Source organism: Chryseobacterium sp. SN22 (genome assembly GCF_008329705.1).
Lineage (GTDB): Bacteria > Bacteroidota > Bacteroidia > Flavobacteriales > Weeksellaceae > Chryseobacterium.
Genome location: NZ_VTSX01000013.1, coordinates 41,084 through 63,099 on the forward strand (window position 1 = coordinate 41,084; position 22,016 = coordinate 63,099).

23 protein-coding genes are annotated in these 22,016 nt (G+C 41.0%); 3 read left to right on the forward strand and 20 right to left on the reverse strand.

Going from position 1 to position 22,016, the window contains the following annotated elements; all coding sequences use genetic code 11:
* Positions 1-64: 64 nt before the first annotated feature.
* From FY557_RS10215 to FY557_RS10285, 15 genes are all read right to left on the reverse strand, one after another.
* Positions 65-1,834, reverse strand: coding sequence for an AMP-dependent synthetase/ligase (locus tag FY557_RS10215; RefSeq protein ID WP_149247154.1), 1,770 nt, complete (start codon positions 1,832-1,834; stop codon positions 65-67).
* Complete coding sequence (locus tag FY557_RS10220) at positions 1,831-2,844, reverse strand: NAD-dependent epimerase/dehydratase family protein (protein WP_149247155.1); 1,014 nt, start codon at positions 2,842-2,844, stop codon at positions 1,831-1,833. Before FY557_RS10220 ends, FY557_RS10215 begins: the two co-directional genes overlap by 4 nt.
* A gap of 236 nt (positions 2,845-3,080) precedes the next feature.
* On the reverse strand, positions 3,081-5,186 hold the full coding sequence (locus FY557_RS10225; protein ID WP_149247156.1) for a fibronectin type III domain-containing protein: 2,106 nt from the start codon (positions 5,184-5,186) through the stop codon (positions 3,081-3,083).
* Positions 5,187-5,478: 292 nt separating this feature from the next.
* Positions 5,479-7,614, reverse strand: a complete 2,136-nt coding sequence (locus tag FY557_RS10230; protein ID WP_149247157.1) for a T9SS type A sorting domain-containing protein — start codon at positions 7,612-7,614, stop codon at positions 5,479-5,481.
* A 138-nt stretch (positions 7,615-7,752) separates the two neighbouring features.
* On the reverse strand, positions 7,753-8,883 hold the full coding sequence (locus FY557_RS10235; RefSeq protein WP_149247158.1) for a hypothetical protein: 1,131 nt from the start codon (positions 8,881-8,883) through the stop codon (positions 7,753-7,755).
* Positions 8,880-10,310, reverse strand: a complete 1,431-nt coding sequence (locus FY557_RS10240) for a helix-turn-helix domain-containing protein (RefSeq protein WP_149247159.1) — start codon at positions 10,308-10,310, stop codon at positions 8,880-8,882. The genes FY557_RS10235 and FY557_RS10240 overlap by 4 nt, the downstream gene beginning before the upstream one ends.
* 274 nt (positions 10,311-10,584) lie before the next feature.
* Complete coding sequence (locus FY557_RS10245; RefSeq protein ID WP_149247160.1) at positions 10,585-11,589, reverse strand: MvdC/MvdD family ATP grasp protein; 1,005 nt, start codon at positions 11,587-11,589, stop codon at positions 10,585-10,587.
* Complete coding sequence (locus FY557_RS10250; RefSeq protein ID WP_149247161.1) at positions 11,582-12,538, reverse strand: RimK family alpha-L-glutamate ligase; 957 nt, start codon at positions 12,536-12,538, stop codon at positions 11,582-11,584. Before FY557_RS10250 ends, FY557_RS10245 begins: the two co-directional genes overlap by 8 nt.
* A 77-nt stretch (positions 12,539-12,615) precedes the next feature.
* A complete protein-coding gene (locus tag FY557_RS10255; RefSeq protein ID WP_149247162.1) occupies positions 12,616-12,840 on the reverse strand; it encodes a microviridin/marinostatin family tricyclic proteinase inhibitor in 225 nt (74 codons plus the stop codon).
* A 33-nt stretch (positions 12,841-12,873) separates the two neighbouring features.
* Positions 12,874-13,116, reverse strand: a complete 243-nt coding sequence (locus tag FY557_RS10260) for a microviridin/marinostatin family tricyclic proteinase inhibitor (protein WP_149247163.1) — start codon at positions 13,114-13,116, stop codon at positions 12,874-12,876.
* Positions 13,117-13,153: 37 nt separating this feature from the next.
* The gene (locus FY557_RS10265) at positions 13,154-13,369 is read right to left on the reverse strand and encodes a microviridin/marinostatin family tricyclic proteinase inhibitor (protein ID WP_149247164.1); all 216 of its coding nucleotides are present in this window, start codon (positions 13,367-13,369) and stop codon (positions 13,154-13,156) included.
* A gap of 136 nt (positions 13,370-13,505) precedes the next feature.
* Complete coding sequence (locus FY557_RS10270; RefSeq protein ID WP_149247165.1) at positions 13,506-13,721, reverse strand: microviridin/marinostatin family tricyclic proteinase inhibitor; 216 nt, start codon at positions 13,719-13,721, stop codon at positions 13,506-13,508.
* A 115-nt stretch (positions 13,722-13,836) separates the two neighbouring features.
* Positions 13,837-14,616: an alpha/beta fold hydrolase gene (locus tag FY557_RS10275; RefSeq protein ID WP_149247166.1), complete on the reverse strand. Its 780-nt coding sequence runs from the start codon at positions 14,614-14,616 to the stop codon at positions 13,837-13,839.
* Positions 14,617-14,858: 242 nt separating this feature from the next.
* Positions 14,859-15,578 carry a pyridoxine 5'-phosphate synthase gene (locus FY557_RS10280; RefSeq protein WP_149247167.1) on the reverse strand — a complete coding sequence of 240 codons (720 nt, stop codon included), beginning with the start codon at positions 15,576-15,578 and terminating at the stop codon, positions 14,859-14,861.
* Between the two features lie 217 nt (positions 15,579-15,795).
* Positions 15,796-17,055: a mechanosensitive ion channel family protein gene (locus FY557_RS10285; RefSeq protein WP_149247168.1), complete on the reverse strand. Its 1,260-nt coding sequence runs from the start codon at positions 17,053-17,055 to the stop codon at positions 15,796-15,798.
* A 168-nt stretch (positions 17,056-17,223) separates the two neighbouring features.
* Here FY557_RS10285 and FY557_RS10290 point away from each other — a divergent pair, with 168 nt between their 5' ends.
* The 3 genes from FY557_RS10290 (at position 17,224) to FY557_RS10300 (ending at position 19,483) form a co-directional block, all read left to right on the forward strand.
* A complete protein-coding gene (locus FY557_RS10290; protein WP_149247169.1) occupies positions 17,224-18,405 on the forward strand; it encodes a carboxypeptidase regulatory-like domain-containing protein in 1,182 nt (393 codons plus the stop codon).
* A gap of 76 nt (positions 18,406-18,481) precedes the next feature.
* Positions 18,482-18,973 carry a DUF456 domain-containing protein gene (locus FY557_RS10295; RefSeq protein ID WP_149247170.1) on the forward strand — a complete coding sequence of 164 codons (492 nt, stop codon included), beginning with the start codon at positions 18,482-18,484 and terminating at the stop codon, positions 18,971-18,973.
* Between the two features lie 12 nt (positions 18,974-18,985).
* On the forward strand, positions 18,986-19,483 hold the full coding sequence (locus FY557_RS10300) for a hypothetical protein (protein ID WP_228451767.1): 498 nt from the start codon (positions 18,986-18,988) through the stop codon (positions 19,481-19,483).
* On the opposite strand, the gene FY557_RS10305 is transcribed toward FY557_RS10300, so the two are convergent.
* From FY557_RS10305 to FY557_RS10325, 5 genes are read right to left on the reverse strand one after another with little or no spacing between them, the layout of a single operon-like run.
* Entirely contained in the window at positions 19,470-20,111 is a 642-nt protein-coding gene (locus FY557_RS10305) for a uracil-DNA glycosylase (RefSeq protein ID WP_149247171.1), read from the reverse strand. The two genes, FY557_RS10300 and FY557_RS10305, sit on opposite strands and share 14 nt — an antisense overlap.
* A 49-nt stretch (positions 20,112-20,160) precedes the next feature.
* Positions 20,161-20,811 (reverse strand): hypothetical protein, encoded by a 651-nt coding sequence (locus tag FY557_RS10310; protein WP_149247172.1) that lies wholly within the window; start codon positions 20,809-20,811, stop codon positions 20,161-20,163.
* A gap of 54 nt (positions 20,812-20,865) precedes the next feature.
* A complete protein-coding gene (locus tag FY557_RS10315) occupies positions 20,866-21,141 on the reverse strand; it encodes a hypothetical protein (protein ID WP_149247173.1) in 276 nt (91 codons plus the stop codon).
* Between the two features lie 44 nt (positions 21,142-21,185).
* Positions 21,186-21,695: a GNAT family N-acetyltransferase gene (locus FY557_RS10320; protein WP_149247174.1), complete on the reverse strand. Its 510-nt coding sequence runs from the start codon at positions 21,693-21,695 to the stop codon at positions 21,186-21,188.
* An 8-nt stretch (positions 21,696-21,703) separates the two neighbouring features.
* Positions 21,704-22,006, reverse strand: coding sequence for a hypothetical protein (locus tag FY557_RS10325; RefSeq protein ID WP_149247175.1), 303 nt, complete (start codon positions 22,004-22,006; stop codon positions 21,704-21,706).
* Positions 22,007-22,016 lie beyond the last annotated feature (10 nt).

Genomic DNA, 22,016 nt, shown 5'->3' on the forward strand with positions numbered 1-22,016 from the left:
CCGGGATATAACCCGAATTATTATCAATTACTTTTCAGGCCTTTGCCTTTAACTCAGCCTTAGCTTAATACATCTCTTCAATAAGATCTGCATACTTCTTCAGAACCACGCCCCTTTTCACCTTCAGGGTCGGCGTAATTTCGCCGGTGTTAATATCGAATTCAGCAGGCATCAAAGTAAACCTTTTCACCTTTTCGTAGTCGGACAAATCGGTTTGCAGTTCTTTGATTTTTTCTTTGTAGAAATCATTTACCTTTTCATTCTTTACGGTTTCTTCCCAGCTGGTAAACGGGATGTTGTTTTTTTGAAGATGGTCTTTTAAGAATTCAAAATTGGGAACAATAAGTGCGGAAACAAATTGTCTTCCTTCTGCAATCAGAACAATCTGCTGAATGAAATTGTTGTTGGTTAAAAGGTTCTCTACCGGCTGCGGCGCGATGTACTTTCCGTTGGAGGTTTTCATCAGGTCTTTCAGACGGTCGGTGATGATGAGGTTTCCATGATTATCGATTTTCCCGGCATCCCCGGTTTTAAACCATCCGTCTCCGGTAAATACTTTCAGGGTTTCTTCGGGTCTGTTGTAATACCCTTTCATAATGCCGTTTCCTCGTGCCTGGATTTCGTCATTTTCACCGATCCTGAGCTCCACACCGGGAAGCGGTTTGCCACTCGTTCCATGCTCAAAATGCGTCAGTGGAAATAAAGTGAGCGTCGCAGTTGTTTCCGTCAGCCCGTAACCAACCGTAACATGAATTCCGACGGACTCAAAAAACTTCGTGACTTCCGGGGATAATGAAGCGCCTCCGCAAGGTAAGAACCACAGCCTTCCGCCCATCCGCTCTTTAATTTTACTGAAAACCAAAGTATCTGCGATGGCTTCTTTTATTTTTAACCCGAACGGAACAGGTCTTTCGTTTCTTCTCAGTTCTGCGGTCTGCCAGCCAACTGCCAAAGCCCAGTCGAAGATCTTTTTCTTTATCGGAGAACCTTCCTCTGCTTTTTCCAGTACACCGGCATAGACTTTCTGGAAAAACCTCGGTACAGCACACATCATGGTAGGCTTTACTTCTTCCAGAGCTTTCGATATATTCTTTGGATCTTCAAGAAAATAAACCCTTGCGCCACCGTAAAGACACAGCAGGCTCCAGCTTCTTTCAAAAACGTGGGTCAGTGGCAAAAATGCCAGAGACAATTCTTCTTCAAAATTTTTAAACTTAAAAAATTCAAAATGAGCATCAAGTGCCTTAATGAAATTTCCATGGGTAAGCATTACTCCTTTTGGTGTTCCTGTAGTTCCTGAAGTGTAGATGATTGTTGCTATATCATCGTATTCTTTCGGGCTGCATCCATATTCCGGAGATGCTTTGGCAATAAAGTCTTCCAGATAAAAACTGCTGAATTCTTTCTTAATCCAGACTGCTTTTTTAGAAATAATAATTGTTTCCAGGCTGCTGTTTTCCTTCTGTAAGATCTGAAGGGCAGCATCATACTGTGCCTGATCTCCTACCAGAATAATTTTTGCCTGCGAATCGTTGATAATATATTCTGCCTGCTCGGCATTGTTGGTGGAATAAATAGGCACGCTTACGGCACCGACTGCCATGGCTGCCAGATCGAAGATCATCCATTCGGAAGAATTATCCGAATAGATGGCTATTTTATCATTTTCCTGAATTCCGGCGTTTCTCAGCGCGTTCGCCGTTTTGAAAACAATGTCGCCGAATTTTTTCCAGCTCAGTTCTTTCCATCCCGCATCTTTCTTTTTGAAACCGATGGCCGCTTTCAGAGGATGTTTTTCTGTATTTTTTAGGATAATCGCCTCTGCAAGATTCATGGCTTCATCTTTTTATCGTTCATATAATTATTCAAATGAAAATCAATACTTTCCGAAACAGGAATAAATTGATAGTCCAGCGTTTCTTCTATTTTTTGATTGGAAACTGTATGGAGGCTAGAAATGGCTTCGATGTTGGTTTTTGTAATCATCTTCAGCTTAGGAATCAGCCATCCGAACAGGATATTGGCCCATCTTCCTGCATTCAGCTGGAAGTCAGACAAAATTTTAGCTTCTTTTAATCCTAATTTTGACCTGATCTGCCGGGCCAGCTCGGAATACCTTCGGCTTTCGGCTACAATAATAAAACGTTCGCCAAAAAGGTTTTTCTCCATCAGTTCTACCGAAATTTTGGCTACATCCCTTACATCCACATAATTCGATCCGCCCGAAAAGGTAAAACTGTTCTCCTCAAAGGTCGGAAAAATATCCCCGCTGCTGTTTCCCCAGTTTCCGCTGCCGATAATCATCCCGGGGTTGATAATAACGACGTTCATGCCTTCAGCTGAAGCCCTCCAAGCTTCCATTTCCGAGAGGTGTTTGGATAAAGCATAAGCCGAATGTTCCAGCTTAGGGTTAAAGTCGGATTCTTCGTCCAGCTCTCCTCTGTCGTTAAAATTATCCAGAACGGCAATCGAACTTACATGAAGGAATTTTTTAATGCCGGAACCTTCGCAGGCATACAGCAGGTTTTCAGTACCCTTGATATTGGTGTGATACATTTCTTTTTCATCTTTGGGATGAAAGCTTACTTTTGCAGCACAATGGTATACTTCTTCCACACCTTCCAAAGCTTCCTGTAAAGAATGAATATCATCAAAATCCACATCCATCCACTCAATTTTATTGAAAAAGCCTTCAGCGTCTTCCGTATAATAGGTATAGGAATGCCTGACTTCGCTGATGTTGCTTGCCGGTCTTTTTGCAGCACGGACGTTTTTTCCGTTTTTCAGAAGTTCCAAAACGATTATCCTGCCTAAAATTCCGGTTGCGCCCGTTACAAAAACCATCAATTATTTTTACTTGATTGCTGACTAAATTATGATAATATTCTACCTTATGCAAATTTGCGACTTTTAAAGGAGAATTCGGTTTTAAAATGATAAAAACCGTAAAAATTCAATTGACCTTTTACCGGAACATAGCCTGAAAATTTTCGGTTTCTGATTGCCGCCTGAATTGATGATGATTAATATAAAAGCCGCCCGAATAAAATCCGGACGGCCTTTCCTAATATAATTTACTTTTATTTTTTAATCAGTTTAACCGACTGGCGGGTACCGTCCTTCATATGAACATCTACAATGTATACATCTGAAAGCAAATGATTTAACATCAGCTTAGATCCCGGTTTGACATTCTGCATAACCGATTTTCCCGAAGCATCGATAATGTCCAGACTGCTGATTAGTTCAGGCCTGTCGATCGTTACGATATCCGAAAAAGGATTCGGATAGATTTTGATTTTATCTTTAGCCCCTGCTTCTGATGTAGAAAGCATGGAATTTACAGTTGCTACAGCCATACTTCTTGATGATTCGCATTTGCTTCCGATTTTCCAGTCGTAAAAATAATAGTACAGATTGGTTAGTGGCGTATTTGCAGGAGCTGCTGTTAAAGTACTTGCCTTTATATTTACTATATTCTGGACTGTATATGGGTATGGATAATTACCTGACACATTCGACTCGAACAGTAAACCGGAAATTCCTGTAAAGCTGCGGAGGCGTAATTTATAATTTGTTCCCGGGAAAATCGGAAAGCCCAGTGTAACTACCTGTGGTACCGGAGCATTGTTTGGTGCACCCGTGACGTTTGCCGTTTTTGTATTGATAAGATTTCCGTTTGAGTCTAAAACATCGACGATAACGGTTCCGGAAGCTCCATTCGAACTTATCGGATAGACAGTGATGCTTTCCAGTACAAAATAATTCAGGGCATCAAAAAGAATACCCGTATTTATGGTTCCGACTCCGATATATCCGCCGGTAACATAAGATCTGGCAGCAGGAGTTCCCGTACTCCCTGAAAATGCACTTACATAATAATTCGTCGTTGTCGCCAATGCCGGGGTCGTGAACGGATTTCCTGTGAATAAAAGATTACCTCCTGCGGGTGAATCGTACCAGCTGTAATTGGTACTTGAAGAAGGAACGGCAGTAAGGGTAGCCTGTTGGTTTGGAGAAACCGTTACTCCATTCACGGCAGGCTGAGCCGGCGGGTTACTGCAGGTTGTAGTAAACATGGCAATATCTGACGACCAAAGACTTATGTTCCCTGATCCACAGTTGGAGCGTACCCAGACGAAATACATGGTTAAAGGATTTATTCCGTTGATCTGATATGAGTTCCCTGAAAAATTTGAAACGGTAGGAGCTGTAGCGGCAGTAGGCGGTACAGGACTTGTACTGTAATAAATATCATATCCTGAAGGGGATGATGAAGAAGGAGCCCATGATACCGTTGCAGAAGATGAAGTAATATTATTTACGGCAATATTGGTAGGAGTATAGCAGCTTGGCGGTGTCCAGGTGTACACCTGTCCCACCAAGGGCAGTCCCGGGTTAGGCCCTACCGTATTGAAAGTCTGTGAACTGTTGTTAGAAGTTCCTGCTGTGGAATTATAGAATTCAACGGCTGATGTATTGGTACGGTTGTTAAACTCTGTATTGGAGGCACCTCTTAGTCCTACTTCAACAGAGCCATTAACACTCGTGCTTCCGGCGAGGTAAGTGCCCGGATCATACACGATGTGAATTTTATTTGTTGTTTCTTCGAGCCTGATCTGAAAAGAAAAAGAATAGACCGTAGTGGTTATAACGGATGAGTTAGGTCTGAATTCAGCCCACTGAATCACAAATTCACGGTTTGGGGCAGTTCCAGTGACGGCATACGACATTTTCCCGCTTCTGCCATTGATATCAAAAAAGCTGCTGATATCTTTTCCCCAGGCAGATATTGCTCCCTGATAGGCAGCAGTCCCGGAAATGGGATAGGTATACGTGGGAGATGGTGCAACAGAACCGAAAGTGATAAAACCGTTGGAAGAAACGTTGATGTCAGTAAATGAAGTTCCGTTAAAATTAAAGGAAAACGGCAGTGCAACCGGAAATACGGCACTGTTGAGATTCAGCGCAGTGGTATTATCTGTTGCAGTAGCCAATACGGTTTCTCCGGAGATAGAAGTATAGGCGGCAGTGGATTGGGCAAAGGTATAAGCAACAATCTGAGCTTTGCAATTTTCGGCTGCCGGCAATACAAATACAGCCATTCCGATAATGAATTTTAAAACAAGAATCCGGAATATATTTTTAATATTCAAATTCAGGGGTACGTGGTATAGTCTCTTCATTTTTAATTTTTTTAGTTTCACGAAATTAGCTTTCGATTTTAAGAATATCAAGGAATACTATACCGGTTTTACAGAATATTCATGATTTCAGTAAGCGATTATATTATTTAAATAATTGAATTTCAATACATTAGATTCAAACCCTTCTGTTTTCAGTTTTGAGCTTTCTGTTCAGAATTATTATTAGATGCAGGCCATTGGTTTTCCGATCAGTGTCCGAATCAATGATTATCCAAAACAAAAAAGCCGCCCGGACAAAAATCCGGACAGCCCTTCCCAATATAATTTGCTTTTACTTTTTAATAAGTTTCACCGACTGGCGGGTACCGTCTTTCATAAGAATCTGTACAATATATGTTCCGGATGCCAGATGGCTCAGGGAAAGATTCTGCTCCGCCTTCACGTTTTGCATTACCAATTTTCCGGAAACATCCAAAATGCTGAGGGAACCAATCAGCTCAGGCCTGTCTATCGTCACAGCATCGGCAAAAGGATTCGGATAGATTTTTACGGTATCTTTCCTGTTTTCTTCCGATGTCGAAAGTGTGGAATCCACCGTTACTGTAACAGGACTTCTGGCCGACTCGCATTTATTGCCTACTTTCCAGTCATAAAAATAATAATAAAGACCGGTGTTGGCCGTGTTGGCAGGAGCCGCGGTTAAAGTGGCATATTTTATATCTATTAAATTCTGAACACTGTAAGGATATCCGAAGTAGCCGGCATTTGAATTCGATTCATACAATAACCCGTCTATACCGGTAAAGCCGCGGGGACGCAATTTGTAATTGGTTCCCGGGAAAATCGGGAAATCGAGATTGATGACCTGCTCTACAGGGGCCGAAACGGGAGCACCAACTACATTCACCGTCTTTGTATTGACGATAACGCCATTGGAATCGATAACGTCAATGGTTAAAGTTCCTGAAGAATTGGTCGTACTGAGAGGATAAACGGTTACACTCTCCAATACCAGATAGCTCAAAGCATCGAAAACCATCCCGAAATTAGTGGTTCCTGAACCGCTAAAAGCACCTCCGTTGGTATAAATCGGCCTTCCTGTCTGGATTCCGGAATTTCCCGTAAACGTGCTTACATAATAGTTGGTTGTGGCCGTTAATGCAGGTGTTGTAAAAGGATTTCCCGTAAACATCAGGTTGCCCCCGGTTGGAGAATCATACCAGCTGTAATTGGCGGATGATGACGGATTGGCGGTAAGAATGGCCTGATGGTTCGGATAGATAGTTGTTCCATTCACAGCAGGAGCAGCGGGAGGATTGCTGCATTTCGTGGTGAATACCATGGTATCCAGTGACCATAAACTCACATTTCCGCTGCCGCAGTTTGAGCGCACCCACGCATAATAAGTGGTTAACGGATTTAAGTTGTTTATCTGATAGGAAGTCCCCGGAACATTCGAAACGGTTGGAGCCGTCGAAGAGGTTGGAGCCGTAGGGCTGCTACTGTAATAAATATCGTATCCTCCCGGTGATGACGCAGAAGTGTTCCATGATAAATTTGCAGAAACCGATGTAAGATTATTTACGGCAATACCGGTCGGGGTGTAACAACTTGGCGGCGTCCACGTGTAAACAAGATCTGCCGGCGGCATTCCGGGTAATGTACCCACCGTATTAAACGCCTGTGCCGAATTATTGGCGGTTCCTGCTCCGGAAGTTGTGAATCCGGAAGTTGTCGGATTTATACGGTTGTTGAATTCGGCACTGGAAGTACCTCTTAGTCCTATTTCAGCGGTACCGTTTACCGTCGTGCTTCCGGCCAGATAAGATCCCTGGTCATAGGCCATCTTAATGACATTGGAAGTTTCCTTTAATCTGATCTGAAAAGAAAATGAATACACATTGGTCGTTACCGAGGTGGCATTCGGTCTGAAGTTCGTCCACTGGATAATGAATTCCCTGTTAGGAGCACTTCCCATAACGCCGTATGAGATCTTTCCTGTCTTTCCGCTTATATTATAAAAACTTGAAATATCCCGTCCCCATGCAGATATTGCACCCTGATACGATGTATTCCCCGAAATGGGGTTGGTATAAAAGGGAGACGGTGCAACAGAACCAAAAGTAATAAATCCGTTGGAAGAAACATTAAGGGAAGTATAGGAAGTCCCGTTAAAGCTGAAAGCAAAAGGTATATTAACTGCAGCAACCACACTGTTGAGGTTCAGCGTTGCAGTATTATCTGTTGCTACAGCCAATACTGTTTCGTTGGCAACAGGCGTATAAACAGAAGTGGATTGCGAAAAGTTGTAGGCTATAATCTGTGCCTTACAGTTTTGATCCGGCAACAATAAAAAGGGGGTTAGAACCATCAGAAATTTAAAAATGGAAAGTCTGTTTTCTTTTCCGGGATTTCTTTCAACTGTACTCAATTTTAACGGTTTGTTAAAGAGATAGAGTTTCTTCATTTTCGTAAATATTTAGTCCTACGAAAATAATTGTCCACTTTACAAAAATCAAGAAAAACTATACCGTTTTTACAGAATATTCATGATTCCGGTAAGCAGATAAATTATTTAACTATCTGGTTCTAAATACGAAATGACTCAATAAACTTCTTTTCTTAAATTTCTGTATTTTCTGCTCAATTCCGTGGTCTTTTTTATCAGAAACAGGATAATAGGCAGGAAAATCAGCAGGATAATACCTGTTAACAAAAAATATTTCCGGTCGGTTTCCTTTTTCTTTATCATATACTCCTGGCCTTCCTGCTGTATCAGTTTATTAACCAGATCCGCCGCCATCTGATTGTATTTGCTCGCACGGCTGATGTACAGATTCTGATAGTAATCGTGCTTTTCGACATCATTCTTTTTTAAGAAATTGTCGGCTAAAAGTTTATAAACGTCATTTTCGATCTCTTTTTTTATCTGAATATTTTTTTTATCATTTAATATGCCGAAGAGAATGGTATTGGAACGTTCAGGATCATTCTGCACGGAATATACCTTGGCTTCTGCAAGAGCGGAAGTTGCTTCCAGTCTTTCAATGAATAAAGATGGATATTTCTTTGAAGCGGGCCCTATGTCTGTCTTTGCCAATGCAAAGTTCTGTTTTGCCAGGCTGAAACGCTTTTGGTCAATAAGTGCCCACCCTTTATTAATATATGCAAATTTAATATTGATCCCGGCTACCGGCTCTTTGGATATAAGGTATTGATGGATGGCTTTGTCAAAATAAGACAACGCAATATTTCCGTCCATATTGCTGAAGTAGTTCATGGCTTTAAGATAATATATATTTCCGCGGACAATGCTGTTCATCGAGTCCGGAACAGCGGGAGAAGACAGCAGCTTCTCGGCCTGATCCAGATTCGTGCGTAATTTTTCATTCAGCTGTATGGACTGGTAGGTATTTCCTATCAGCGTCAGGGCCTTGATTTTTGTAATAACATCACTTTCTTCAGTGGCATTCTCCAGCGTCAGGTTTCCATATTTTATAACGTCGAGCGGTCTTTCCATTACGTTGGACGTATTGGCAAGAACAAACAGGCTCCTTACCTTGTTTTTATGATTTAACGAATGTTCTTTCAGCAAAGCCTGGGCGAGATCAAATGACTTCTGAGGATTTGAAAGCGTTAATTTTTCAGCCCGGACCACCATTTTATCCTCTGCCGGATCATCCGCCCTGCAGGAAAAGCACAAAAACAACAATACGATAAAGATCGGTAGCTTCATTCTTCTTTATGATTTAACAGTTGGATATAATGGGCCGGCGATATGCCGTTCACGGTCTTAAATGCTGCGGCAAAAGCACTGTGTGTGGAAAAGCCGCTCTCTTCTGCAAGATATTTAATTTTATAATTCCTGTATACATTGCTCTCTTTTAATTTACAGGTAATATAATTGATTCTCAATTCGTTGATGTAGGCATTGAAATTTTTTTGCTTATGCTTATTGATGATTTCCGATAAATATTTGGTATTGGTATCCAGTTTTTTGGCAAGGCTCTGAAGGGAAATATCAGGACTGATGCAATCATTCGTTTTCTCAAAATCCTGTAACTTCTGTATAAGCAGGGTCTCCGTTTTCTCAGGGATGGCCTGAGGCTGAACTGTCTTTTTATCCTGTTTAAGCCTCAGCTTGACGGTGAAATTTTCATATTCCTCAATTCTTGTCCTGATCTGTAAGAGTCTTGCCACGAGAAAAATAACCAGCAGTACGGCAATGCCCAAAACAGAGAATAAAATATATCGCCGGGTAATTATTGATGAATCCAGCTCATTTCTGTAATTTTCTTCCAGTATACCGAACCATTTGTTCTTGGCTGAAAAAGCAACCCTGTCGATGGTAATGAACAAAGCTTCTTTTTTCTGTACGGCTTCTTTATAATCACGCTGCTGACCAGTTTTCGAGTAATAAGTCACCAGCAGATCATAATACCGGTATTTCAGGTATACATTCGTACTTTGTTCCAGAATTTCTTTAGGAAGCTCTTCTATTAATATACCCGCCTCTTTAGCCTTATTGTTTTTCAGCAGATATTTGGCATACAGAATTTTAAAGGCCGGATCGTTTTGATAAAAGGTTATGACCCGGTTTAGAAAATCCTGATACTGAAGACCGGGATCATGCCGGGCCAGATATTCCGAAAGGTTAAGCATATTCTCCCGCTGTATTGCAGGATGATGAGACTTCATTTCTTTCAGAACCGCCGACAGTTCCGAAGAACCGGCACGCTTTCCTTTGCCGGCTAAGCGGCTAAGCACCTGCCCTATCTTTTCGGAAAACCGGTAATCGCTGTTTTCCCGCATATCTTCCGGAGAAAATGTATCTTTAATGTTGAATGAATACAGGATGTTTCTTCTTAAAATGATCAGACCGGGGGAAAAATGCTCATGCTCTTTCGAGATCATTTTCAAGGCATCCGTCAGATTGTTCTGATAATAAAGCGACTTGGCCCGCAGATACGTCAGCCGGCCTGATTCTTCATTATCCAGCGTAAAATTCTTTTCGATATAATCCAGCACTTCCATTGTCCGTTCCGGAGACATGACGATCTCACTGCCCGCCTTTCTGAAAAGCTCATTCTTCTCCGGATTTCCGGTCCCGGCCAGGATAAGAGCATATACCGCGATAAAAATTATAGAAAAGAATTTAGACACTACCACATTTTAGATGATAAAATTAAGTTTATTTTTAGATAATCATCTTTAATCTTTGAAAAAATGATGGGAAAAATTAAGTTTTCTTAATAAATCATGTGAAAATTCAGCTATTTTGAATATTTATAAAAGATTACCATATCAAGTTGAACAACAGCAACAATGATGGAATTTAAAATAAATGATCTGAAAAAACATTTCAGATCAACCATACAATTATGAAAAAATAAACCTTCAACGCTCTAAAAGCCCTGAAGGTTTAGGAAATATCAATTTATGCCAAAACCATATTATTTCTTCTCGGAGCCTTATCACAAAGCAGATCAGCAATGCTTTTTGAGATCTGGTTGCCTTCCGTAAGGTTGTCCAGCCAGAAAAATTCTCCGGCGGCATTGATTTCGATAAAATAATAGTCGTCTTCCGGGGAAACAATCATATCGATTGCTCCGTAATCTACGTGATAAACATCCAGAAGCTCCAGTAATTTCGCTTCGATGTCCGCAGGAAGTTCTGTCGGGATCCACTTGTCAATCAGGTTGACTCCGTCTTTCCTCCAGTCAACTTTTGCCTTTTCCGACTGTTGGGAATCGATTTCGAAAGCATAGACATCACGTCCGACAATAGTTATGCGGAGCTCTTTTTTCTTTTCGATTTTTTTCTGGAACTGCATCGGGCAGTATAAAAGCGCATCCAGTTCCTCAAGCTTTTCTTCACTGATGACATTGGTGAACACTACATTTTCTACCCCGTCTTCATAAATCGCAAAACCGGTCTGCATTTTGGCAATTACATTCTGGTGTTTCAGCACAAACTGCCTGGCTTCTTCAGGATTATTGGTGATGCAGGTGGCCGGAATTTTAAGTCCGATCTTATCTGCAATTTTCAGCTGTTCCTCTTTGCTGTCCAGCCTCCGGTATACACTTGGCTTTCCTAATGAGTACACATCGGCAGATTCAAAAAACCCGAAAAGCGTATTTCGGATCTCTCCCAGCGCAGCACCCAGGAATTTTCCTTCAATCTCTTCTTTCAGGCCGTTTGCCATATTGTAAGCCCTCCTGTACCAGATGGCTGATATGTTATCCAAACGGTATTTCTTTTCCGGGGTCTCAAGAATGGTGATCCATTCCCCATCTTCGAAACGTGTTGAAAGCTTATTCTGCAGAGGGTAAAGATCAACATCAAAACGAATGACTTCACATTCGTTTTTATCAATATATTCCGTTACTTTTTCAATAGAAAAGTTATCCCCGGTATGGGTGATGATTAAAATTTTATTCATTGGTTTTCATTCTTTTTATAAGGTTATCGGCAATCCTTTCTGCAATGGGAAACCCAAGTTCTTTCTGCAGCATGCCCCATTCTCCCTGGGAATTCACTTCCAGGAAATAATAATTCCCATCTCTGCTTTTGATCATGTCGATGGCTCCGATATACAGGTCCATTTCCTTCATCATGGAAGTAAGATTTGCTTTAATACTTTCAGGCAATGCATATCTGGACCAGAAATAATCTCCCTGGGCAACCCGCCAGTCCGTATGTTCACTGTTGTTTATTTTTCCTGTAAAAAATTCTCCGTCCAGATAAACGATTCTTAATTCGTATTCTTTTTCAATATAAGGCTGAAAAATCATCGGGCAGTATTCGATATCGCCGATATATTCCAGGGAATCTTCATCAATGATGTGGGTCGAAAGAAGATTTTCCCCGCCCATCGATTTTGAAATAGCCCCGTGAAGTTTGGCGATCATCTTTCCGCTGCAGCTTTGGCGGAAGAATTCCGTTATTTTCTCCGGATCATTGGAAAAAATAGTCTGCGGAACGGTCAGATTATGCTTTTTAGCCAGCTTTAGCTGATGGATTTTATTGCCGTCGATTTTATTTTCATTCTGTAGCGGATTGATCCAGGGAACATGTTCCAACAAGGTGAGAAGATTGTAACGGAGACTTGCATATTCTTTCAGGAAAATTTTAGCATAGGTTTCATCCAGCTCTTCCGGAATAGAAATTCCCCAGGACTTGCGGTGCCAGACCGCTTTTACCGTTCTGGAATCCAAGGTATTTCCGGATTCATCCGTCAGTAAAAAAAAATCTTCCTGAATACTGATTTTCTGAAGATGATTCAAACGGTCCGAATTCAATCTGAAATAAGGAATATTCTTCGTGTTCAAATAATTAAAAAAAAGATCGATGTTGTAAAAATCCTGAGAGTGGGTGATGCAGAGAATCATGTAGCCGTTTTTATTAAAAAGGGAAACTTAGAATGTAAGTTTCCCCGATATAATTTGTAAATATATACTGAAATATATTAAACGGCAGGCGAATCATCATCGCCGTCCGATGGATATTTCATCGTATGCAGCATATCCTGGGTCGGTTTGGTTACGGTATCTGCAACTTTTGATGTGGTAATTACCCCATCCTGAAGAGGAGAGGAAACATCTGTTCCACCTTTTATCTTTTCAGGATCCTGAATCTGTTTCTCTAAAAATGAGGCGAAAAAAGGCTTCTTTTTTGAATTCTTGTTTTTCATATAATTTAATTTTGATTGTACGCTTATTTGTTATTAAGGTGTCGGAGTATGAGGGTCATCTCCGGGCGGTACCGGATCGTATCCGCCGTCATCACTATCGGAAGGATACTTCAGGGTAATCGGTCCGTCGATCGTTGGCGATGTTACGGCATCTTTTTCAGGGATGGTTATATGGTCAGTCAAAGGACTGGTTCCTCCGCCCTGAATCTCCTCAGGATGCTCAATCTGTTTCTCCAGAAAAGAAGCAAAGAACGGCTTTTTGTCTTTCTTTTTCATAATGTCTGTAATTTGATTGGGTTATTGTGATTTGGCTTTACAATTCGTTTCCGCCTTCATCGCTGTCGGACGGATATTTCATGCTCACGGTATCTTCCCCGGGCTTGGTAAGGCTGTCTATTGTCGGTGAAGTTACGGCATCCTTCAGAACCCCAGTGGAAGTGTCGGATCCTCCCCTCACTCTTTCCGGATCCTGTACCTGCTTTTCCAGGAAGGAAGCAAAGAACGGTTTTTTGATATTCTTTTTTTTCATGATTAAATTGGATTGGAGTATTATATTGCTTTTGAATCCAGGTCTGTTATCTCATTAAAACATTCCACCTTTAAATGAACAAACATATTAATTTTATGAAAGTTTGATTATGATAGAACCGGCCGGGCTATTTTATTTAATCCAGATCTTCAGCGGCATCACTGTCGGAAGGATATCTCATGGTTACGGCATCATAGTTCGGAGCCGTTACACTATCTTTCAATACTGACGTGATGTTGTCTTCTGCCGGTAATGTTATGGCACCGGACCCACCTTTAACTTTCTCAGGATCCTGGATCTGCTTTTCAAGGAAAGAAGCAAAAAAAGGTTTTTTAGATTTCTTGTTTTCCATAGTATTAATATTTAGTCATTTAGAAGTTACTAAAGTATTAAAAAAATTCACACCAGGAAGAATAAATGTATATTTTAAGAAAATTTTAACAAATTCGGATTAATAGTAGATTATATTATCCAATATTTAAAAATTCTTTGACAATCACTGCAAAATCGACAGGATTTTCCGCCTGTACCCAATGCCCGGCATTTTTCACGGTAACGAATTCCGCTTTCGGGAACTGCTGCCTGATGGCAAACTGGTCCTGCGGAAGGATGTAATTTGATTTTTCCCCGGCAATAAAAAGTGTTTCTCCGTTGAATGTCCCGAATCTGATGGCATTGGAAACAAACTGGTTGTACTTTTCGGCCAAAGTTTTCAGATTGAACCTCCAGTTCAGTCTTTTGTTTTCGTCCCAATACAGGTTTTTCGTCAGAAACTGAATGGTCGATCGCTCCGGAATGTACTGGCTTAAAACCGTCTCTACCTCGTTCCTGGAATTTACCGTATTGAAATCCACCGTTTCCAGTGCTTTTATGATTCCCTGATGATGCGGCGGATAGGCTTTTGGAGAAATATCAACCACGATGAGCTTCTCAACTTTTTCAGGATACTTTATGGCGAACTGCATCACAGCCTTCCCTCCCAAAGAATGCCCCAGGATATGGGCTTTTTCCATTCCGTAATGTTCCATATACCGAAGAATGTCGTCTGCCAGATCATCGTGAGACATTTCGTCGGAATGAAAACTTCTCCCGTGGTTGCGGAGATCGATCAGATGGGTCGGCATCTGTTCTCGGAAATCTTTCCCGAAAGTACCCCAGTTGTCAAGCATTCCGAATAAGCCGTGGAATACCAGCAAAGGAGTGGATGAAAGGTTTTCACCGAATATTTTTGAATTAAGGATTTGCATAGGTTGTTTTTTTGGATGGGTGATAGAAGCGCGAAGCCGGATGTTTACGTTAGTCAGCAGTTCAGCTTCCGATTTTTCAATTGTTTGTAGTTTTTGTGGATGGATGATGGATGCGGGCCACAGGATGCTTATGAGGTTGAAAGACTTTACTTTTTGATTGAAAATTGATGATCACAACAAACCTCATTCAAAATTTATATTCAATAGAACTTCCAGCTTCCGGCATCTATCATTCAGCTAATTCACCATTTTGCCAGCCTCTTTAAATAGGCCTGAACCGTATTTTCCAATCCTATGTACAGGGCTTCGGAGATCAGGGCATGACCGATGGAAACTTCCAGCAGATTCGGGATATGATCGGCAAAATATTTTAAATTATCCAAGCTTAGATCGTGTCCGGCATTGATTCCCAATCCGAACTCCGTGGCGAGAACTGCCGTCTCATAATAGGGTTTTATGGCAGCTTCTTTATTCTGAATATAATATTTTGCGTAGGCTTCGGTATAGAGCTCAATGCGGTCGGTTCCCGTTTTGGCGGCATACTCTACCAGTTCGGGAGCAGGATCAAGGAAAATGGAAGTCCGGATGCCTGCATTTTTGAACTCGGCAATGATTTCGGTAAGGAAATCAAAATGTTTTCTGGTGTCCCAGCCGGCGTTGGAAGTAATGGCATCGTCTGCATCCGGAACCAAAGTTACCTGTTCCGGTTTTACCGCCAGCACCATATCGATAAAAGGCCGGTGCGGATTCCCTTCAATATTGAACTCTGTTGTCACCAACGGCTTCAGGTCATAAACATCTTTTCTGGTAATGTGTCTTTCATCCGGCCTGGGATGAATGGTGATTCCCTGTCCGCCGAATTCCTGGATCTTTACAGCTGCTTCCGTTACGCTTGGCATTTCGCCTCCCCTTGCATTTCTTATCGTTGCAATTTTATTAATATTTACGCTTAGTTTTGTCATTTTAAATGATAATTTTTAAATAGGTCTGACGGATTATTGATGGGTTAAATCAACCCATTTTTAACTTATCCGGTATTATTAATACCATCAGTCCCGCCTGATGATTATACAGCTGCAAAGCTATTGATAAAATACAGATTCCAAAAACGAAAAACAGCTTTCCATACTGAGATTTCGCATAGAATCCGATGTCCTTTTTAAATTCAGACTGAAAATCCTACACCTTTACCTGCATCACTTCAAGATCAAAAACCTTTGAGGCTACCAGAAGATGATCAAAAATATCAGCCTGGATCTGTTCGAATTTTACCCACTCCGTATCATTGGTAAACGAATAAATCTCCAGCGGAAGTCCCTGCGGCGTAATGTTCAGCTGACGCACCATGATCGGGCCTTCCTTATCCAGTTCGGGAATCCTCTCAATATATTTCTGGGCATAAATCCTGAATACCCCGATGTTGGTAAGCTGCCGTCCGTTGATGATCTCCTCTTTATGGGCCATGTTCTCTTTTTCCTTTTTCAGGTTTACGGAACTTTCTTCCAGGTATTCTGAAATAAGGTTGATGCTTTTCAGCCGCTGTATATCACTATCTGTCAGGAATTTAAACGAATTGATGTTGAAATAAATTGATTTTTTAATTCTCCTTGTATTTTTTTCCGAAATCACCTGAAGGTTTTTGATCTCAGTGGTCAAGAGGTCATACGTTGGTATTGTGGAAAAGGTTTTGTCGAAATTGTTAATCCTGGTTGTCAACAGATTGATTTCCGCAATATTTCCTTCAACGTTATACTTGGGAATACTTACCCAATCCCCTACTTTCAGATTTTTGGAAGTGGCGACGTGAAGCCCTGTGACGAATCCCAGAATGGTATCCCTGAAAACCAATACCAGAACTGCCGTGATGGCCCCCAGACTTCCGACGATGGTGGTTCCTTTGATTCCGAAAACCACACAGAGGCCCACCACCGAAAAAATGAAGATCCCTAAAATTTTTACAGTTTCGGAAATGGCATTCAGTGCCATGATTTTATAGTAGTCCTGCTTGATAACGAAATAATTCCTGAAAGCCGTTAGCCCACGGTACAACATACCGGCGAAGATCATCACAATGCCCAGGTTGACGGACCGGACAATAAATTTGGTGGTATTCCTCAGTGCACCGGCAAAAATAGATTCGTGGATACCCCCGATGATTAAAAGGGCAATCAGATGCGCCAGGGAATTGGTAATTCTTGAAGCGTAGACCGAATTAACGATCGGGTACTTCTCCTGATTGCGGAAAATGCTGAAAATATTATTGATGATGATTTTCAGGATAAAATCGATTACAAAGAAAATAATGCAGAGCAAAGCTAGTTTTACAATCATGTGGAAGACCCACTCCAGGCCGGTCGGCGAAATTTTGCTTATGTAAATATACAGGGGCTCAGTAAGTTCCTGTATCAAATCTTTGGTTTCTTTCAATTGGTCTTTCATCAAAACAAATTTAATAAATTTAGATTCAGCAAAACCCTTTTAAAATCGGGATTTTTCACCATAATCTGTCTTAAAATTTTACGAATTATTTAAAATATAATCCAAATCATAAAATATTTAACAATAAAAGAACTAAATTAGTATTCTAACTAAAAAAAACTAAAGCTTATGAAAAAGTTTAACCTTCTTTTCATTTTCATTGTTCTTTTATCATTGGGGGCCTGCCGCCCAGAATCTGAAAGCCCTACCGAAATCACCATTGACAATACCGTAAAGACCGGAAAAATTACAGGGAAAGTCATGTCTCAAAACGGAGTAAAGCCCATCGGAGGTGCGTCGGTTTTTACGTTTGATGAAAAGCATAAGATTTACTACACCGCAACTGATGCCGACGGTAATTTCACACTTGAAGCACCGGTGGGAAACCATACCTTCTATATTCAGACAGGTAACGGGAGCAATTTCCGGACAGAGATTTCCGCGACGGTAAAACACAACGAGACCCTGAGCCTGGATGCCGGACAGACCAAGCTGAACCAGGTGGCAAAAATAGCTTACGTAAAAGGCACCTATGATAAAATTGAAGACATTATCCAGAGTTTAGGCTATACCGCAACCGAAATCACCAATAATGACCTCGCCAGCCTCACGACTATTGCCCAGTATGATATTATATTTCTGAACTGCGGCTCAAGAAACAACTATTCTTCCAATCCCGCACTGTATGCTGCTGCTGAGGCCAATCTTGCCATCTTTGTAGCCAACGGAGGAAGTATTTACGCTTCAGACTGGGACGTTTCCTATCTCGTAGGCGGTACCAGCAATACCTCAGCGTGTGCTCCGGCAGGAGGATTTGTTCCCGATTCGAAATTATGCTCCCAGAACATCGGAAATTCAGGCAATGTAGGAGCTACTGTTACCAACGCCGGCCTTACCACCGCTTTAGGCTTCAACAATCTGAACATCAATTATGACCTGGGAACATGGCAGAAAATCATCAGTTACGATCCGGCTTACTGGGAAGTTTTGGTAAAAGAAACCTCTTCCAATGACGCCCTGATGATAAGAACCAACCATTTTTCGGCTACCGGACTGCCGACGACACCGATCGGAAACGCTCCGACCACTACTTTTACAACGGTTTGTATTACCCTTCCCGGGAATATCCAGATCAGCCTCTCCGTTCCCCAGGCTATCGTTCCATATCTTGTAGCTTTGGGCGCTACCGTAGGACCTTGCTCGGGATCGGCAAACAGTGGCTATATTTATTACACGACTTTCCACAACCACGCCAGCGGAAATATCGGAAACGCCGAAGTGATCCTGCAGTATGTTATCTTGAACCTTTAATAAAATTTCACTTATACAAAAAGCGGCTTTCAGAAGAGCCGCTTTTTTTATATCTTGCATAGTATAATCAAACATCATGGACGTTGTATTAATTGAGATTCTTTGCCTTGCCTTACTGTTTCTTGGTATTTTAGGAACTTTCCTTCCCGTGCTGCCTGGACTCTTACTAAGTATCTGCGGCCTGCTGATCTATAAATTCGGAACCGATGCTGACCTCCCGATGATCTATGTCTGGGCATTTGTGATCCTGACGGCGGCTTCGGTGGTTTTAAATTACGTCATTCCTGCAAAAACCAATCAGAAATACGGAGGAACCCGCTGGGGAAGCATTGGTTCCATCATCGGAACTATTGTCGGGATGTTTCTGCCGATTCCTCTGGGATTTTTAGTGGGGATGTTTGCCGGTGTTTTTATCGGGGAACTTCTGCATGACAGCAAAGATATGACAAAAGCCTTGCAATCGACCAAAGGAGCCTTCATTGGATTTATTTACGGAACGGGATTCAGCCTGGTCGTGGGAGTGGCCATGTTTTTGGTAGTACTTCTGGATATGCTTAATGTTATCTAAAAAAAAGAAATTATGATTCCGTATAAAACCATTATTCTTAGTGTGAGCTCGATGTTTTTAATGAACTGCAACGCTCAGAAAAAAACCAACAAGATCAAAGTGGATACCGATAAAAACCAGGTTCAGCAAGTAACAAACTCAGACAAAACCATCCTTTATTTCAATGAAGGCGAAAACCGTTTCCTGAAAGAATACCAGATGAATGTGACCTTCAAAGGGATTTCTGAGGACAGCCGCTGCCCGAAAGACGTCAACTGCATCTGGGCAGGGGTTGCCGTAGCACAGGTTGAAGTAATGGGAACCGCTACCCGGCCGATGACGCTGGAAATTGCGACGATCGATAACAAAGCCAGAAACTACACTGCATCGGCTGTCTTTAACGGCTATACGATTTCTCTGGCGGATGTCCAGCCTTACCCAGGCGCTGTTGACGGGGCAAAAGCCCTGAAAGGAAAATACAGAATCGGAATTACCATCACCAAAGCAGGCGATCCTTCTACCACGAAATAGGTTTCTTCCCTTTTGAAACCAGATACTCATTGATTTTAGAGAAAGGTCTGCTGCCGAAAAACCCTCTGTGAACGGAAAAAGGCGAAGGGTGTGCGGATTTTAAGATAAAATGTTTGGCCGGATCAATAAGTTCGGCCTTTTTTTGTGCAAAGGCTCCCCAAAGCACAAAGACCACATTTTCTTTTTTGTCTGAAATTTCTTTAATGATATAATCGGTAAACTTTTCCCAGCCCAGGTCTTTGTGGGAATTTGGCGAGTGCGCACGGACGGTTAAAGTGGCATTTAATAATAAAACGCCCTGTTTGCCCCAGTCATCCAGTTCTTTCGATGTCCTCACTACGCCCACATCATCTTTTAATTCGATAAAAATATTTTTCAGCGACGGCGGTGCCGTTACCTGTTCAGAAACAGAGAAGCATAGACCGTTTGCCTGGTAATCGTTATGGTAAGGATCCTGGCCGAGAATAACGACTTCAATATCATCAAACGGTGTAATTTCCAGCGCCCTGAAAATCTGGCTTTTCGGCGGGAAAACTTTGGTTGCGGCATATTCCTGCTTTACTTTTTCCCAAAGGTTGGTAAAGTAAGGGGTATTTTTTATCGGGGCTAAAACTTCGGTCCAGGTCATGATTTTAATTTGAAAATTTGAGAATGAACTAATTTGGAAATAATTTCTCTTAATGGTTTTTTATTAATTTAAAATATTCATTGAAAAAAACAGCTGTTTCATCTTGAGGAATATCGTAGGGGTCACTAATAATCATATCAATTTTCTTGCCTTTATAAAAAAGAAGCTTATGTCCACAACTTTCCATATCTATATAAGAAACTATGGCTTCTGAAGCTTCTGAAAGTTCCTCTATCCAATTTTTTACAAAAAGCGATTCGACAAGCATGCTGCTCATAGCAGTCGTAACTGCCGTAAAATTAATATGATAAACCTCATCTTCTTTATACTTTACAATTTTTGTATCGAAACCACCTATTCTTATTTTTCCGTTTCCTAAATAGTAATTTTCAAAGTCATCTTTAAAAGTTTCGGCATCAAAACAATAAGGATAATGGCGAGACAAGCTGTTTATAATTACAGGATCTATGTCAAAGATAAGGGAGGCTGTAAAAGAAATTCCATTATCAAGGTGTATGTAAGAATCTTTAAAAATATTTTTATCATTTTTAAAATCGTGTCCGCCGATTTTTACATTTTCATTTTCCCACTGTAAAAATTTGGGTTCGTCGTAATCATATAACTTTTCACTAAGCCAATGTAATGCATCAATCAGCTTTGCTTCTTTTACAAAAATTTCTATCGAGTAATCTAATCCCATTTTAAATTAAAAATAACAATCATCAAAAGAGATAAATAATCTCCGGATGGTTATTCAAGCTAAAAAGTCTTTCTGAAACAATAAAGCCGCCGATTCCTTCAGGTATTCTGCTATTTCCGATGGATATTGAACCGTTTTTTTTCCAAGGTAATGTTTTAAGGAAATCTGTGATACGTTTTTTATTTTTTTTCTCCTTAACCCCCCGTTCCTACTCTTTCCCGAATCAAAATTTTCTCTTTTACGGATCTTGTTAAGTTCCTCAATAATAAAGGAATTTTCAATAGAATTGACCCATTTGATCAGTTCATTTTTTTCGGATGCAATATTCATTGTGTTTCAATTTATTGATCCAAAGGTAACGATTTTACAAATTATCAGAGGGAAGCCTTCAGGCTGAAAACCAGATTCTCAGGAAACCCTTTATCCTCCCGTTTCTCTTCCCGTACGAAATGATGCTTTAAGAGAAGCTGTTTGGAGCTTTCGTTATCCTGATGGGTCATGGCTACGATTTCATTGAGATGCAGTTTGTGGAGAGCAAAATCTAAAACGGCTGCCAAAGCTTCCGACATCATGCCACTTCTATGGTACTCCGGCAATAATTCATAGCCTACCTCAGCCACTTTCCGGTCTTCCGAAAAATTCCACAGGCAGATGGTTCCAATCAGATCCGGCTGATCTTTTAAAGAAATTCCCCAGTAATAGGTCTTATTATTTTTAGTCCGTTCTTTAATGGTCAGGATAAACTGCAACGCGTCATAATTGTTTTTCGGAGAATTTCTCTGCACAAACCGATTGATGATTTCATTGCTTCTGATTTTCAGAATATCTTCAACGTGGCTTTCGTTGATTTCTTTTAAAGATAATCTTTTTGTCTTTAATTTCATAGGGCGATCTACGGTATTTGCTTAAGGTTCAGATATCTTTTCCTTCCGAAGGTTATATAATACAGGTTAAACAAGGGATTTCTTCCCGTCAGATTATAACGCAGGGTTTCATCAGAACCAATCTCAAAATAAATTTCGTTTGAAGTGCACCAATCGATCTTAGCATTTAAAACATATTTTCCGGGAGCCACTTCAAAAGTTTTTGATTCACCGTTTTTGATGCTGCCTATTTTTTTATCACCCAGATGAATTTCTACTGATCTCAGATAATTTGAATATTCACTGGAACGGTTAATAATAATTTTCCCCATTGGTATCAGA